The 14,468-nt window shown below is 66.3% G+C and carries 13 protein-coding genes; all 13 read left to right on the forward strand.

The window, feature by feature from the left end; all coding sequences use genetic code 11:
* Window position 1: 1 nt before the first annotated feature.
* Genes ABH945_RS02070 through ABH945_RS02130 form a run of 13 tightly spaced genes read left to right on the forward strand, consistent with a single transcriptional unit; the run spans window position 2 to window position 14,442 of the window.
* A complete protein-coding gene (locus ABH945_RS02070) occupies window positions 2-253 on the forward strand; it encodes an acyl carrier protein (RefSeq protein ID WP_074765198.1) in 252 nt (83 codons plus the stop codon).
* The gene (locus ABH945_RS02075) at window positions 253-927 is read left to right on the forward strand and encodes a hypothetical protein (protein ID WP_429249563.1); all 675 of its coding nucleotides are present in this window, start codon (window positions 253-255) and stop codon (window positions 925-927) included. Before ABH945_RS02070 ends, ABH945_RS02075 begins: the two co-directional genes overlap by 1 nt.
* Window positions 924-2,630, forward strand: a complete 1,707-nt coding sequence (locus tag ABH945_RS02080) for an AMP-binding protein (RefSeq protein ID WP_429249564.1) — start codon at window positions 924-926, stop codon at window positions 2,628-2,630. Before ABH945_RS02075 ends, ABH945_RS02080 begins: the two co-directional genes overlap by 4 nt.
* A complete protein-coding gene (locus ABH945_RS02085) occupies window positions 2,630-4,363 on the forward strand; it encodes a glycosyltransferase family 2 protein (RefSeq protein WP_429249565.1) in 1,734 nt (577 codons plus the stop codon). Before ABH945_RS02080 ends, ABH945_RS02085 begins: the two co-directional genes overlap by 1 nt.
* Entirely contained in the window at window positions 4,350-5,951 is a 1,602-nt protein-coding gene (locus tag ABH945_RS02090) for an HAL/PAL/TAL family ammonia-lyase (protein ID WP_429249566.1), read from the forward strand. Before ABH945_RS02085 ends, ABH945_RS02090 begins: the two co-directional genes overlap by 14 nt.
* Entirely contained in the window at window positions 5,948-6,379 is a 432-nt protein-coding gene (locus tag ABH945_RS02095; protein WP_074765187.1) for an acyl-CoA thioesterase, read from the forward strand. Before ABH945_RS02090 ends, ABH945_RS02095 begins: the two co-directional genes overlap by 4 nt.
* Window positions 6,367-7,113, forward strand: a complete 747-nt coding sequence (locus ABH945_RS02100; protein WP_429249567.1) for a LolA family protein — start codon at window positions 6,367-6,369, stop codon at window positions 7,111-7,113. Before ABH945_RS02095 ends, ABH945_RS02100 begins: the two co-directional genes overlap by 13 nt.
* Window positions 7,113-9,566 (forward strand): MMPL family transporter, encoded by a 2,454-nt coding sequence (locus ABH945_RS02105; protein WP_429249568.1) that lies wholly within the window; start codon window positions 7,113-7,115, stop codon window positions 9,564-9,566. Before ABH945_RS02100 ends, ABH945_RS02105 begins: the two co-directional genes overlap by 1 nt.
* Window positions 9,563-10,747, forward strand: a complete 1,185-nt coding sequence (locus ABH945_RS02110; RefSeq protein WP_429249569.1) for a beta-ketoacyl-[acyl-carrier-protein] synthase family protein — start codon at window positions 9,563-9,565, stop codon at window positions 10,745-10,747. The genes ABH945_RS02105 and ABH945_RS02110 overlap by 4 nt, the downstream gene beginning before the upstream one ends.
* 5 nt (window positions 10,748-10,752) lie before the next feature.
* A complete protein-coding gene (locus tag ABH945_RS02115; RefSeq protein WP_429249570.1) occupies window positions 10,753-11,256 on the forward strand; it encodes a hotdog family protein in 504 nt (167 codons plus the stop codon).
* Window positions 11,253-11,978 (forward strand): 3-ketoacyl-ACP reductase FabG2, encoded by a 726-nt coding sequence (locus ABH945_RS02120; protein WP_429249571.1) that lies wholly within the window; start codon window positions 11,253-11,255, stop codon window positions 11,976-11,978. The genes ABH945_RS02115 and ABH945_RS02120 overlap by 4 nt, the downstream gene beginning before the upstream one ends.
* Complete coding sequence (locus ABH945_RS02125) at window positions 11,978-13,204, forward strand: beta-ketoacyl-ACP synthase (RefSeq protein ID WP_429249572.1); 1,227 nt, start codon at window positions 11,978-11,980, stop codon at window positions 13,202-13,204. The genes ABH945_RS02120 and ABH945_RS02125 overlap by 1 nt, the downstream gene beginning before the upstream one ends.
* Window positions 13,201-14,442 (forward strand): beta-ketoacyl synthase N-terminal-like domain-containing protein, encoded by a 1,242-nt coding sequence (locus ABH945_RS02130; protein ID WP_429249573.1) that lies wholly within the window; start codon window positions 13,201-13,203, stop codon window positions 14,440-14,442. Before ABH945_RS02125 ends, ABH945_RS02130 begins: the two co-directional genes overlap by 4 nt.
* Window positions 14,443-14,468 lie beyond the last annotated feature (26 nt).

The raw sequence follows: 14,468 nt of genomic DNA on the forward strand, positions 1-14,468 counted from the left end.
CATGTCCGATACCGAGATCCTTGAACGCATCCGCGCGATTTTCGAAGAAAACTTCGCCATCGAACCCGAGCGTGTCACGCCCGAGGCCCATCTGTTCGAAGACCTCGATCTCGACAGCATCGACGCCGTCGATCTCGCGATCAAATTGCAGGAAATGACCGGCCGCCGCATCAAGCCGGAAGAGTTCAAATCGGTACGCACGGTCGGCGACGTGATCGCTGCGGTCGAATCCCTGCTCGCGGCTCAGGACTGATGGCGGCAGTGCGCTCACGAATGCCGGCGGGCGAACCGGAGGCGGGCGCGCCCGGGTCCGGGGGCGTGTCCGGCAAGCGGCGTCATTGGGGCAATGCTGTCGTGCAGGTGCTGCTGAAGCTCGCGTATCCGGTGCTGATCCTGTGCGCGTGGCGCTGGGACGCGCCGCGCCTCGTCGGCTGCGTGCTGTTTGCGCTGCTGTGGCTGCAGCGTTGGGTCGGCAGCGGACCCGTGGCGGCTTCGCTACGGCGCCTGTCAACGGTCGACTGGACCGTGGCCGGTCTTCTGAGCGTGGCGTCGGCGGCGATCGTTGTAACGAGCAGCGAGGCGTTGTTACGGCTGTATCCGTCGCTCGTCAATCTCGGTTTGCTGATCGCATTTGGCGCGACCCTCGTGCGCGGCCCGTCGATGGTCGAAAAGTTCGCGCGGCTCGGCAATCCCAATCTGCCGCCGGCGGGCGTGCGCCATACGCGTCGCGTGACGCAGGTCTGGTGCGCGTTCTTTATAGCGAACGGCGTGTTTTCCGCTTACACCGCGTTGTACTGGAGCCGCGCAAGCTGGGCTTTGTACAACGGCGTGATTGCCTACGGGCTGATTGGCGTGTTGCTCGTGGCTGAAATTATCTGGCGTTATCTTGTGGTGTTGCCGCGAGCGGCGCGTTCGGAGGCGCCGTGATCGATCTGCACGATCTGTTGTCGGCAACCGGCGACGCCGGTTTGCCCGATACCCCTGTTTGTTTCGACGGCCATGCCTTGCTGGGCCGTGCCGTATTCCGCGCGCGTGTCGCTGCGCTGATCGCGCTGCTGCAAAGCCAGCCTGCGCAACGCTACGCGCTGTGTATCGACGATCCGTTCGATTTTGCGTGCGCGTTGTTCGCACTGCTCGCGTGCGGCAAGGAACCGGTAATCCCGGCCAATGCTACGCCGGGTTATCTCGCGGACCTCGCACACGCCTACGAAGCGATGCTGACCGATGCGGACGTGGCGTCCATTGCACAGCACCTGAGTACGGACGAGATTGCGGCGCGCGCTTACGCGATCGACCCGCAAGCTCCGCTGACGCTGTACACCTCGGGCAGCAGCGGCAGTCCGAAGCCGATCCGCAAGACCCTTGCGCAGTTCAACGCCGAAGTGCATACGCTGGAGAAGCAGTGGGGTGCGCTGGTCGGCGACGCGACGATACTCGCGAGCGTGCCGCATCACCATATTTACGGCCTGCTGTTTCGCGTGCTCTGGCCGCTTGCTGCGGGACGTGCATTCGACCGCTCGACCAGTCTCGAACCGTTGCATCTGCAAAGCCGGATCGGGCAGGGGAATGGGCGAGCGAGCGTCGTCGTATCGACGCCTGCGCAACTGTCGCGTTGGCCCGCGTTGCCAGGCTTCGCCGCGTTGACGCCCGCGCCGCGTGTGTTCTTTTCATCGGGCGGCCCGCTCGCGTACGACGCCGCGTTGCAATACGCCGCGAGTTACGGCGCCGCGCCGGTCGAAATCTACGGCAGCACGGAGACTGGCGGTATCGCGTGGCGGCGGCAGGATCAGACCGATGCGTGGCAACCGTTGACCGGTATCGACGTGCGTCGCGACGACGACGGCGCGTTGAGCGTGAGTTCGCCGCATCTCGGTCACGCCGACTGGTATCGCACCGACGATCAGATTGCCTGCGACGACGAGGGCCGCTTCCGGCTGCAAGGCCGGCTCGACCGCGTGCTGAAGCTCGGCGGCAAGCGCGTGTCGCTGACCGAACTGGAAACGCGCCTCGCGCTGCATCCCTATGTTGCGCAAGCGGCGGTCGTGCCGCTCGAACGCGGATCGCGCGAACAGGTGGGCGCGCTGGTGGCGCTGACCGAAGCGGGCTGCGAAGCGTTGCGGGACGAAGGCCGTGTGCTGTTCGCGCGCGGCTTGCGGCGGCACCTCGCCGGTTTCTTCGATGTCGTCGTGCTGCCGCGTCAGTGGCGCTTCCGGCTCACGTTGCCATTCGACGCGCGTGGCAAGCTGCCGGCCAGCGCGGTCGCGGCGGCATTCGCGGCGCGCGCCGAAGGCATGGAAGTGCTGGCTGAAGCGCGTAGCGGCGACACGCTGTACTACGAGTTGCGCGTGCCGCCTTCGCTCGTGCATTTCGCCGGTCACTTTCCGGGACTGCCGATTCTTCCTGGCGTGATTCAGGTCGACTGGGCCGTGCGTCTCGCGGCCGATCATCTGCCGGACGTTCGCGCGGTCGCGTCGGTCGACCGGCTGAAGTTCATGGCCCCCGTCGCGCCGGGAGCCGTGCTGAAACTCACGCTCGCTCACGATGCCGCGCGTCGTCGCGTGCAGTTCGTATATCGCGTCGACGGCCGCGAATGTGCGTCGGGCGTGATCGTCTACCGGGAGCCCGTGTGATGAAGTTCGCTCCTTGCATCGTCATTCCGATTTACAACCACAAGGACGCGATCGGCGCGACCGTCGCTCATCTGGCGGTTCACGGCCTGCCGATTGTCGTCGTCGACGACGGCAGCGACGACGCGACCCAGCAGGTGCTCGCCGCGCTCGCACATCAGTACGCCGGGCAGTTCGTGCTGCTGCGTCTGCCGCTGAACGGCGGCAAGGGCGCGGCGGTGATGGCCGGGTTGCGCGCGGCTCGCGGCGCGGGCTACACGCACGCGTTGCAGATCGACGCCGACGGCCAGCACGATGCCGCCGACGTACCGCGTTTCATCGATGCGTCGCGCGCCGAACCGGCGGCGGTGATCCTCGGCCGGCCGGTCTACGACGAGAGCGTGCCGAAAGCGCGTCTCTATGGCCGCTATCTGACGCACGTGTGGGTGTGGATCGAAACGCTTTCGCTGACGATCCGCGATTCGATGTGCGGCTTTCGCCTTTATCCGCTGGCGCTGGCTTGCGAGTTGATCGACCGGGTGCAGTTACCCACGCGCATGGACTTCGACATCGAGATTCTGGTGCGCCTGCACTGGCGGCGCGCAGCGTTCCGTTCGATTCCGACGCGCGTCACTTACGCCGCCGACGGCGTGTCGCATTTCGACGTGCTGTGGGACAACGTGCGTATCAGCCGCAGCCACACGCGGCTTGTGTGCGGGATGCTGGCGCGGTTGCCGATGCTGCTCGCGCACAAGCTGATGCCGCGCCGCGGCTTGCCTGCCGACGACGCGCATCCGCGACATGACCCCGGTGCGCAGGACTGGTGGCGAATCGCGGAACGCGGCAGCCATCTCGGCATGGCGCTGCTCGCGCTCAGCTGCAAGCTGTTTGGCCGGCGCTTCACGGCGCTCTGGCTGCATCCGGTCGTCGCGTATTTTCTGCTGACGGACCGTGCCGCACGCGAGGCGTCCGGCAACTACTTCCGGCATCTCGGCGCGGCCAGCGCGCAGGACGGGACTCCGCGTCCCGGCTGGTGGTCCGCCTACCGGCACATGCTGGCGTTCGCGCAATCGGGCTTCGACAAACTCGCCGCGTGGTCCGGGCGGGTCCATGACGGCGACGTGACGTTCGAAGACCGTTCGGCATTCGATTCGCTCGTGGCGAGCGGCAAGGGCGCGCTCGTGATCGGCGCGCATCTCGGCAATCTGGAGATGACCCGCGCACTCGCCGCGCAAGGCGCGCACGCGAAGGTCACGGCGGTCGTCTATACGGGGCATGCGCGGCGCTTCAATAGCGTGCTGGCGTCGGCGAATAGCGAATTCAGGCGACATCTGCTCGAAGTCAGCGACTTCGGTCCTGAGACCGCGATGCTGATGCAGCAGCGCGTCGATGCCGGCGAGCTGCTGGTGATCGTCGGCGACCGGGTGCCCGCGCACGAAGCCGGCCGCACCACCGACGCGCAGTTCCTCGGCGCGACGGCGCCGTTCGCACAAGGCCCGTACGTGCTCGCGCACGCGTTGGGCTGTCCGGTTTATCTGTTCTTCTGTCTGAAAGAGCGTGACGGCTACAAGCTGTATTTCGAGCCGTTCGCCGAGCGCATCGAGTTGCCGCGCCGCGAGCGCGCCAGCCATCTGGCGACGTGGGCGCAGCGATACGCGGGACGCCTCGAACACTATTGCCGCAAGGCACCCTATCAATGGTTCAACTTTTTCGATTTCTGGGCCAGCCCCAAACGAGGCGCGAATGGCCGAACATGATCTGATCGACGTGCATGCTGCACACGCAAACCTGGATGCACACAGCACCACCATCGTATTCGGCGCGCGCAAGCTGACGATCGAAGAGGTCGTCGCGATTGCGCAGCAGCGCACACCGGTCGCGTTGAACACCGATCCCGAATGGCGCGCGCGGATTCAGCGCGGCGCAGATTTTTTGCGCCGTCATCTCGCGGCGGGCGCAACGGTGTACGGCGTCAATACCGGCTACGGCGACGCGTGCGTGGTCGATGTGCCGATGGAACTGGTCGAAGCATTGCCGCTGCAACTCACGCGTTATCACGGCTGCGGAATGGGTCAGTATCTCGACGACGCACAAACGCTCGCGGTGATCGCGGCGCGGCTCAACTCGCTCGCCTATGGTTTCTCGGGCGTGCGTCCGGTGTTGCTCGAACGGCTGGCCGATCTGATCAATCATCGCGTGCTGCCGCAAATTCCGTCTGAAGGCTCGGTGGGGGCGAGCGGCGATCTGACGCCGCTGTCTTATGTCGCCGCCGCACTCGCCGGCGAGCGCGATGTGAAGTTCGACGGTGCGTTGCGCAACGTGCGCGACGTGTGGGCCGAACTCGGCATCGCGCCGCTGTCGCTTGCACCGAAAGAAGGTCTCGCGCTGATGAACGGCACGGCGGTCATGACCGGCCTCGCGTGCCTCGCGTTTGCCCGCGCCGATCATCTGACACGGTTGGCCGCGCGTCTGACGGCGCTGTCGACCGTCGCGCTCGACGGCCGCGCCGCGCACTTCGACGCAACCTTGTTCGACGTGAAGCCGCACGCAGGCCAGGCCGAAGCGGCCGGATGGATTCGCGACGATCTCGCCGGTCGCGACGATACGCCGGGGCATCGTCTGCAGGATCGCTATTCGATTCGCTGCGCGCCGCACGTGATCGGGGTCGCGCGCGATGCGCTGACGTGCGTGCGCCGCGACGTCGAAAACGAATTGAACAGCGCGAACGACAACCCGCTGATCGACCCGGACAACGAACGCGTGCTGCACGGCGGCAACTTCTACGGCGGCCACATTGCGTTCGCGATGGACGCGCTGAAAGTCGCGGTCGCCAATCTCGCCGATCTGATGGACCGGCAACTGGCGCTGCTGGTCGACGTGAACTTCAACAACGGTTTGCCGCGCAACCTGTCGGGTGCCGCGCCTGCGCGCGCGCCGATCAATCATGGCTTCAAGGCGGTGCAGATTTCGTCGTCCGCATGGACCGCCGAGGCGTTGAAAAACACCATGCCCGCGAGCGTGTTTTCGCGCTCGACCGAGTCGCACAACCAGGACAAGGTGAGCATGGGCACGATCGCCGCGCGCGATTGTCTGCGTGTGCTGGAGTTGACTGAGCAGGTGGCGGCCGCGCATACGCTGGCCACGGTGCAGGCCGCGCAGCTGCGGTTGCGAATCGACAGCGCGACGCCGGTGCCCGCGCCGCTGCGGGCATTCATCGACCGGGTGGCCGCGCAGTCGCCGTTTGTCGACGAAGACCGCGCGCTGGAACGCGACCTGCGCGCGCTGACTTCGCGTATCGCCGCGTGCGAACTGCTCGACGACTATCGCAAAGGAGCACGCGCATGAACGCGACGTCAAATGTGCTGAGTGCGAGCGCACCGGTGGAAGTGGCCTTCCACGATGTCGACGCGATGAACGTGTGCTGGCACGGCAATTACCTGAAGTACTTCGAGATTGGCCGCGCGGCGCTGCTGCGCGCGTTCGACTACGACTATCGCGAGATGCAGGCGTCGGGCTATGTGTGGCCGATCGTCGAGGTGCATCTCAAGTACGTGCGGCCGGCCGTGTACGGTCAGAAGCTCGACGTGCGCACGCAACTGCTCGAACACGAAAACCGCCTGAAAATAGGCTATGAAATTGTCGATTGCGAAACGGGTACGCGTTTGACGAAGGGTTACACGATCCAGGTCGCGGTCGATGCCGCGACTCAGGAGCTGCAATTCGTCTCGCCGCCCATCGTATTCGACAAGCTGGAGCGTGTATGGCAACGGTGAATGGGCGGCGCGCGGCGATGGTGCTCGTGATCGCGCTGGCTGGCGCGGCGGCGTTACCGTTGTCGGCATCGGCATCGGCATCGGCATCGGCATCGGCATCGGCATCGGCATCGGCATCGGCATTGGCATCGGCATCGGCATCGGCATCGGCATCGGCATCGACCGTAACCGCCGGGAACCCCGCGCTGGTGTCGCAGATCGCGGCTCATCTCGCGCAGGCGAAGGGCATTCGTGCGCAATTCACGCAGACGCAGACGCTGGCCGCGATGAAGCAGCCGCTCGTCAGCAGCGGCGCGTTGCTGTTCTTTCGCGAACGCGGCGCGATCTGGCAGATCGACACACCGTACAAAGCCACCTACGTCATCACCGACGCAGGCGTCACGCAGTTGAACGCCGCCGGCCAACGCGTGAGCACTCGCAGCGCGCAAGGCGCGCGCGGCGTCGCGCAGGTGTCGAAAATGATGCGCGCGATGCTCGGCGGCGATCTGTCGGCGCTGTACTCTCAATTCGACGTGCGGGCCGATGGCTCGCCGGCGCAATGGCGCATGCGGCTCACGCCGAACCAGCCGCAGATCGCCCAGGCCATCAAAAGTCTCGAGATGGACGGCGGCGATTATCTGCAAAGCCTGCGCATCACGCTCGCGAACGGCGACGTGACGAAGCTCGACTTCATCAACAGCGTGGCCGTTGCCGAACCTGCGCCGGCTGAGCGCAGCCTGCTCGGAGCGCCTTGATGGGCGCGCGGGATTTACGCAGCGAGCCGCGTCAGCGGTCCGCGGTGCAGAGTTGGGGCGTACTCGTTGTATGGCTGCTGCTCGCGCTGAGCGCCGCAGCGTATTGCGGCTGGCGTTTCACCGAAGCGTCGCCGTTGCAGACCAACCTGCTCGCACTGCTGCCCGAGACCGAAGCCGACCCCGTCGCCGAAAAAGCGGTCGAGACGCTGGCGAGCGCGCTGGGCGATCGCACCGTGCTGCTCGTCACCAGCAACGACGACGCGCACGCGAAAGCGGCGGCGAAGCAACTCGGCGCATCGTTGCGCAACAGCGGCGCGTTCAGCTCGGTGACGGCGGAATTACCGCCATTCGATCTCGCCAAAATCGCCGATTTATACATGCCGTATCGCTTCGGCCTGCTGTCGGCCGACGACCGCGCGGCGCTCGCCGCAGGCGGCTCGTCCGCGACGCTCGGCGACACGCTCGCGCAACGTCTCTACAACCCGTTGCGCGGCGGCCTGACCACGCCGCTCGCCGACGATCCGTTCGGCTGGCTCGAACACTGGCTCGGCGGCTTGCCGCTCGCCACGTCGAATCTCGACGTCGAGGACAACCTGCTGGTTGCGCATCGCGGCGCGGCGACCAGCGTGCTGATCGTCTCCACGCTGCGCGGTTCGGCGTACGAAACCGGCACTCAACGCGCGGTTCACGCCGCCGTCGGCGACGGCGAACGCGCATTGCACGCAGCCTTCCCCGACGTGTCGATTGCGCGAGCCGGCGCGGTGTTTTACGCGGAGTCGGCGCGCAGCGCATCGGAGCGCGAGGTGCATCTGATCGGCATTGCCTCGTTGTGCGGGATTGCGCTGCTGCTGATGTCGGTGTTCCGCTCGCCGCGTCTGTTGTTGCTCGGTTTCGTATCGACGGCGCTCGGCATCGTTTTCGCACTCGCGGTGACGCTGCTGGTATTCGGCAAGCTGCATCTGCTGACACTGGTGTTCGGCGCGAGCCTGATCGGCGAAGCGGTCGATTATTCGATTCAGTACTTCGTCGTCTATCTCGGCGCGCGGCGCGACTGGGACGCGCGGCACGGTGCGAGAACCGTCCGTCCCGCGCTGGGCGTCGCGTTGATGACGAGCCTGCTCGGCTACGCGATCCTGTTGTGGGTGCCGTTCCCCGCGCTCAAGCAGATCGCCTGTTTCGCGATGGTCGGCATCTCGACCGCGTTCGCCTCGGTGCTGTGGCTGCTGCCCGCATTGCTGACGCGCGCGCCGACGCGCAGCCCGCGCCGTCTGTTCGCCCGCTCGGCGCATCTGCTGATGCGCTGGCATCGCGTGATCGGCGGAAAGCGCGCGTGGCTCGTCGCCGCCGTGCTGCTGCTCGCGGCGACTCCTGGCTGGCTGCGGCTGACCAGCGACGACGATATCCATCTGCTGATCCAGCGCGATCCGTCGCTCGTCGCGCAGGAAGACAAGGTGCGCGAAGCGGTGGGCGTCGACAACAGCGCGCAGTTTTTCGTGGTGCGCGGCGACACGGCGGAAGCCGTGCTGCAACGGGCCGAAGCGCTGGGCGCAAAACTTGACGCGTTGAACAGCACGCCTGAGCGGCTGAGCGGCTATCAGTCGGTCGCGCAGTTCGTGCCGTCCGCGCAACAGCAGGGCCGCGACCGCGAGCTGCTCGCGGAGCATGTGTTCGGCGACCCCGCCGCGTTGCGCGCGACGCTGCTGCGTGCGGGCTTCAAGGACGATGTCGCCGATGCGTGGCTCGCCGCGTACGCGCAACCGCAGCCGCCGCTCAGCATCGGGCGATGGCTGGCCGCGCCGTGGTCGCAACCGTATCGCCATTTGTGGCTCGGCCAGGTCGGCTCGATCACGAAGTCGTATGCGGCTGTCGTGATTCCGCAAGGGGTGACGCCGCACAACACGCCCGCGCTGATCGCGCTCGCGCAGGCATTGCCGGGCGTCACGTTCGTCGACAAGGCCGCCAGCGTGTCGAAGCTGTTCGGCGAATATCGCGTCGATAGCGGTTGGTGGCTCGGCGGCGCGCTCGCGCTCGTGTTGCTGCTGCTGACCTTGCGCTACGCATCGAAGAACGCGTCGCTCGCGGACCGTTTGCGCGGCGGCATCACCACGACGCTGCCGGTGCTGCTCGCGGTCGGCGTCACGCTCGCGGTGTTCGGCTACCTCGGCATGCCGCTCAATCTGTTCAACTGGCTCGCGCTGATGCTCGTGCTCGGCGTCGGCGCGAACTACGCGGTGTTTCTGCGCGAAGGCTGTCTGCGTGCACGCGCCGATCTCGGCGCGGTGTGGACCGGCGTGCTGTTGTCGGCGGCGACCACGCTGCTGTCGTTCGGCATGCTCGGCATGAGCGAGATGCCCGCGCTGAAGAGTTTCGGCACGACGCTCGCGCTCGGTATCGCCGTGTCGGTGCTGCTTGCGCCGATCGGCATGCCGGTGGAATCAAGGAGAGGGCGATGAAAGCGCCGTCGGTTTATCTACATGCGCTCGGCATGATCAATGCGCTTGGCGCCGATGTCGGCGAGATCGTTCACGCGCTCGCGGCCGCGCGTTCGCCAGGCATGGGGGCCGTGCGTACCCGAACCGGCGACGCGTATGTGGGCAGTGTGCTCACGCCGCTGGATCTCGCGCCGTCCGCGGCGCTGGCGCACTACGATTGCCGCAACAATCGCCTGCTGCTGGCGGCGCTCGCACAGATCGCACCCGCCATCGATGCCGCGCGCGAACGTTACGGCGCAGACCGCATCGGTGTCGTGCTCGGCACCAGCACTTCTGGCATTCAGGCTGCGGAAGCCGCGTTGACGCTTCAGGCGCAAGCCGGCCGATTGCCCGGAAACTTCGACTACCGGCAAATGGAAATCGGCACCGCCGCGCCGTTCGCCGCCGCCGCGCTTGGCGTGCGGGGGCCCGCTTTCACGATATCGACCGCGTGTACATCGAGCGCCAAAGCATTCGCGTCCGCGCGACGGTTGCTGCAATTGCAACTGTGCGACGCGGTCGTGGTGGGCGGCGTCGATTCGTTGTGCGAGTTGACGGTGCAGGGATTCGCATCGCTCGAATCGACCAGCAGTGCACGCACGAATCCGATGAGCGCGAATCGTTGCGGGATCAATGTCGGCGAAGGGGCGGCGGTTTTTCTGCTGAGTCGCGATGAAGCGGCGGTGAGGCTCGCGGGCGTCGGCGAATCGAGCGACGCGTATCACATTTCGTCGCCGGACCCGGAAGGCGCGGGCGGCGAACTCGCGTTGCGGGAAGCGCTCGCCGACGCGGGCATTGGCGCTTCGGCGGTGGCGTACGTGAATCTGCACGCGACCGCGACGCGCAAGAACGACGACATGGAAGCGAAGCTGATGGCGCGCGTGTTCCCGGACGGCGTGGCGACCAGCGGCACCAAGCCGTTGACCGGGCATCAACTCGGCGCGGCGGGCGCGACCGAACTCGGCTTTGCATGGCTGACGCTCGCCCGCGACGACGTGCCGTTGCCGCGTCATCTGTGGGACGGCGAAGCCGATTCCGCGTTGCCTGCGCTGGATCTGGTCGAAAGCGAACGCTTCCTGCCGCGCAATGGCGGCACGCAACACGTGATGAGCAATTCGTTTGCTTTTGGCGGCAGCAATGCCAGCCTGATCCTCGCCCGGTGACGCTTATGACGACTACTACGTTAATTAACGAGCCACTCGGCGACGAGCAACTGGCACGGCAGCCGGTCGAGGCGATCATCCCGCATCGCGGCACCATGCTGCTGATCGACGCCGTCGACCGTTTCGACGAACAGACGCTGAGCGCGCACGCCACCGTCGACCCGCACGCGTGGTACGCCGATGCCGACGGCGCGATGCCCGCGTGGATCGGCATCGAATTGATGGCGCAGGCGATTGCCGCGCACGTCTCGTTGCTGGCGATGCGCAGCGGCGGCCGCGCGCGACCGGGCGTGCTGCTCGGTTCGCGCAGCTACAAGGCGTTGCAGCCGGTGTTCGCGGGCGGCGCGCGTCTGTCGATTCACGTCACCGAGTTGCTGCGCAGCGAAGAAGGACACGGCGCTTACGAATGCACCATCCACGACCGCGATGTGGGTTGTGCCGAGGCCGTCATCAAGGTGTTTCAACCGCGCGATTTTCAGTCATTCATTGAGGGGAGTTTCAGTTCATGAGCCGGCGCGTTCTGGTTACCGGCGCAAGCCGCGGCATTGGCCGCGCGATTGCGTACAAATTGGCGGCCGACGGTTTCGCGGTCTCCGTGCATTGCCGCACCGGACGCAGCGAAGCGGACGCCGTCGCGACGGGCATCGCCGCCCAGGGCGGCACGGCGCGCGTGTTGCAGTTCGACGTGCGCGAACGCGCTGCGTGCCGTGAGGTGCTGGAAGCGGATGTCGCCGCACACGGCCCGTACTACGGAATCGTGTGCAGCGCGGGCGTGACCCGCGACGCGGCGTTTCCCGCGCTCACCGAGGAAGATTGGGACATCGTGATCGAGACCGGTCTCGACGCGTTCTACAACGTCGTCCATCCGCTGACCATGCCGATGGTGCGCGCGCGCAGCGGCGGGCGCATCGTCACGATCGCATCGGTATCGGGCGTGATGGGCAATCGCGGCCAGGTCAACTACAGCGCGGCGAAGGCCGGTCTGATCGGCGCGACCAAGGCGCTCGCGGTGGAACTGGCGACGCGCGGCATCACCGTCAACTGTGTCGCGCCGGGTCTGATCGACACGGGCATGCTCGATCAGATGCCGCTCGACCAGGCATTGAAGACCGTGCCGATGAACCGCGTCGGCGAACCGGCCGAAGTGGCGTCGGTGGTGGGCTTCCTGATGTCCGACGCGGCTTCGTACGTGACTCGCCAGGTGATCGGCGTGAATGGCGGGATGGTGTGATGAAGCGCGTCGTCATTACCGGCATGGGCGGCGTCACCGCCTTCGGCGACCACTGGGACGCCATCGAAGCGCGCCTGAAAAGCGGCGAAAACGCGGTACGGCGCATGGCCGAATGGGATTACTTCGAGTCGCTGCATACGCGGCTCGCGTGTCCGTTGCCCGGCTTCATCTTGCCCGCGCATTATCCGCGCAAGAAAACGCGGTCGATGGGACCGGTTTCCATGTACTCGGTGCGCGCAAGCGAGCTGGCGCTTGCCGACGCCGGTCTCGCCGACGACCCGAGCATCGCCGACGGCCGCATGGGCGTCGCGTATGGCTCGTCGTCGGGCTCGGTGCAACCGATCCGCGCCTTCGGCACGATGCTCGAAACCGGCTCGATGAGCACGGTCACATCGAACAGCTACGTGCAGATGATGCCGCACACGACGGCGGTCAACGTCAGCCTGTTCTGGGACCTGAAAGGGCGGATCATTCCGACCTCGTGCGCGTGCGCGTCGGGCAGCCAGGCGATCGGCTACGCGTACGAAGCGATCCAGACCGGCAAGCAGACGCTGATGCTGGCGGGCGGCGCGGAAGAACTGTCGGGCCCGGCGGTCGCGGTATTCGACACGCTGTACGCGACCAGCACCCGCAACGACGAACCGCATCTGACGCCGCGTCCTTTCGACGCCCGGCGCGACGGTCTCGTGGTCGGAGAAGGGGCGGCCACGCTGGTGCTCGAAGAGTACGAACATGCGGTCGCGCGCGGTGCGCGGATTCACGCGGAGATCGTCGGCTTCGGCTGCAATTCGGACGGCGCGCACATGACCCAGCCGACCGCCGAAACGATGGCGCTTGCGATGCAGTTCGCGCTGCGTGATGCGCAATTGCCACCGGAAGCGATTGCCTACGTGAACGCGCACGGCACCTCGACGGATCGCGGCGACATCGCCGAAAGTCACGCCACCGCGCAGACCTTCGGCGCGCGCATGCCGATCAGTTCGCTGAAAAGCTACGTGGGTCATACGCTCGGCGCATGCGGCGCGATTGAAGCGTGGTGGACCATCGAGATGATGAAGCGCAACTGGTATGCGCCGACGCTGAATCTGGAGAACGTCGACCCGGCCTGTGCGTCGCTCGACTACATCGCCGGCGCGGCTCGCGAGATCGACGCCGAGCATGTGATGAGCAATAACTTCGCATTCGGCGGCATCAATACGTCGCTGATTTTCAGGCGCGTTCGATGAGCGTGCCGCTGCAAAGAGTGGTGATCACCGGCATGGGGATCGTCTCGTGCCTGGGCAATACGCTCGACGACGTAGCCGCCGCGTTGCGCGCGGGCCGTTCGCGACTCGAGCGGATCGAGGCATGGCGCGAGCGCGGTTTCGGCTCGCAAGTGGCGGGCGTTGCGTCGGTGGCGAACGAGCCGCCGTTCGATCGCAAGCTCGAACGCTTCATGGGCGACACGGCGCGCTTTGCGTGCCACGCAGCGCGCAGCGCCATCGACGACGCAGGACTCGCGACGTCCGCGTTGCGTTCGCCGCAAGCGGGTGCGGTGATCGGCTCGGGCGTCGGCACGATGTCGAGCTATGACGTGGCGCTCTCGATTGCCCACGCGCGCGGCGTCGAAAAAGTGCCGCCGTATATCGTGCCGCACGCGATGAGCAGCACCGCATCGGCGAATGTCGCGCAGGCATTTGGGCTCGAGGGAGTGAGCTATTCGCCGTCGTCGGCGTGCACGACGTCGGCGCTCGCGCTCGGCCAGGCGATGCAGCTGATCCAGACCGGCCGACAGCAGATCGTGCTGGCCGGCGGCAGCGAGTCGCTGCACGACAACATGACGCTGATGTTCGACGCGATGGGCGCGTTGTCGCGCGGTTTCAGCGAGACGCCGGAAGACGCGTCGCGTCCTTACGACATGCAGCGCGACGGCTTCGTGATCGCGTCGGGCGGCGGCGTGCTGGTGCTCGAAGCGCTCGATCACGCGTTGGCGCGCGGTGCGCGCATCTACGCGGAGCTGAGCGGTTACGGCGATTGCACGGACGCAGCCGGAATGGTCGCGCCGCGCGCGGGTGGCATTGCGCGGGCCATGCGCAGTGCGTTGAACGAAGCGGGCCGGCGTCCTGATTACATCAACACGCACGCACCGTCGACGCCGCTTGGCGATCTGGAAGAACTGCGCGCACTGAACGACGTGTTCGGCGCGGAATCCGGTGAGGGCGTGCCGGCTTTTTCGTCGACGAAAGGGATGACCGGGCATTCGCTCGGCGCATGCGGCGCGCACGAGGCGATCTACACGCTGCTGATGATGCGCGACGGGTTTATCGCGGGCACGGCGGACAAGGGCGCGCCGGTCCCCGAAGTGCTCGGCATGCCGCTTGTGCGAACCACCCACAACGCGCGTATCGACACGGCGATGTCGGTGTCGTTCGGCTTCGGCGGCAGTTGCGCGAGCTTGATGTTCGATGCGTGGAAGGGCGATTAAACGGTGCAAGCCGGCTTAACTTCAGG

Source organism: Paraburkholderia sp. GAS333 (assembly GCF_050435665.1).
Classification (GTDB): Bacteria; Pseudomonadota; Gammaproteobacteria; order Burkholderiales; family Burkholderiaceae; genus Paraburkholderia; species Paraburkholderia fungorum_A.

Excerpts from the sequence above, each read along its gene's own strand:
- ABH945_RS02070 (WP_074765198.1), top strand. The coding sequence starts at position 2 with ATGTCCGATACCGAGATCCTTGAACGCATCCGCGCGATTTTCGAAGAA.
- ABH945_RS02075 (WP_429249563.1), top strand. The coding sequence starts at position 253 with ATGGCGGCAGTGCGCTCACGAATGCCGGCGGGCGAACCGGAGGCGGGC.
- ABH945_RS02085 (WP_429249565.1), top strand. The coding sequence starts at position 2,630 with ATGAAGTTCGCTCCTTGCATCGTCATTCCGATTTACAACCACAAGGAC.
- ABH945_RS02090 (WP_429249566.1), top strand. The coding sequence starts at position 4,350 with ATGGCCGAACATGATCTGATCGACGTGCATGCTGCACACGCAAACCTG.
- ABH945_RS02095 (WP_074765187.1), top strand. The coding sequence starts at position 5,948 with ATGAACGCGACGTCAAATGTGCTGAGTGCGAGCGCACCGGTGGAAGTG.
- ABH945_RS02100 (WP_429249567.1), top strand. The coding sequence starts at position 6,367 with ATGGCAACGGTGAATGGGCGGCGCGCGGCGATGGTGCTCGTGATCGCG.
- ABH945_RS02105 (WP_429249568.1), top strand. The coding sequence starts at position 7,113 with ATGGGCGCGCGGGATTTACGCAGCGAGCCGCGTCAGCGGTCCGCGGTG.
- ABH945_RS02110 (WP_429249569.1), top strand. The coding sequence starts at position 9,563 with ATGAAAGCGCCGTCGGTTTATCTACATGCGCTCGGCATGATCAATGCG.
- ABH945_RS02115 (WP_429249570.1), top strand. The coding sequence starts at position 10,753 with ATGACGACTACTACGTTAATTAACGAGCCACTCGGCGACGAGCAACTG.
- ABH945_RS02120 (WP_429249571.1), top strand. The coding sequence starts at position 11,253 with ATGAGCCGGCGCGTTCTGGTTACCGGCGCAAGCCGCGGCATTGGCCGC.
- ABH945_RS02125 (WP_429249572.1), top strand. The coding sequence starts at position 11,978 with ATGAAGCGCGTCGTCATTACCGGCATGGGCGGCGTCACCGCCTTCGGC.
- ABH945_RS02130 (WP_429249573.1), top strand. The coding sequence starts at position 13,201 with ATGAGCGTGCCGCTGCAAAGAGTGGTGATCACCGGCATGGGGATCGTC.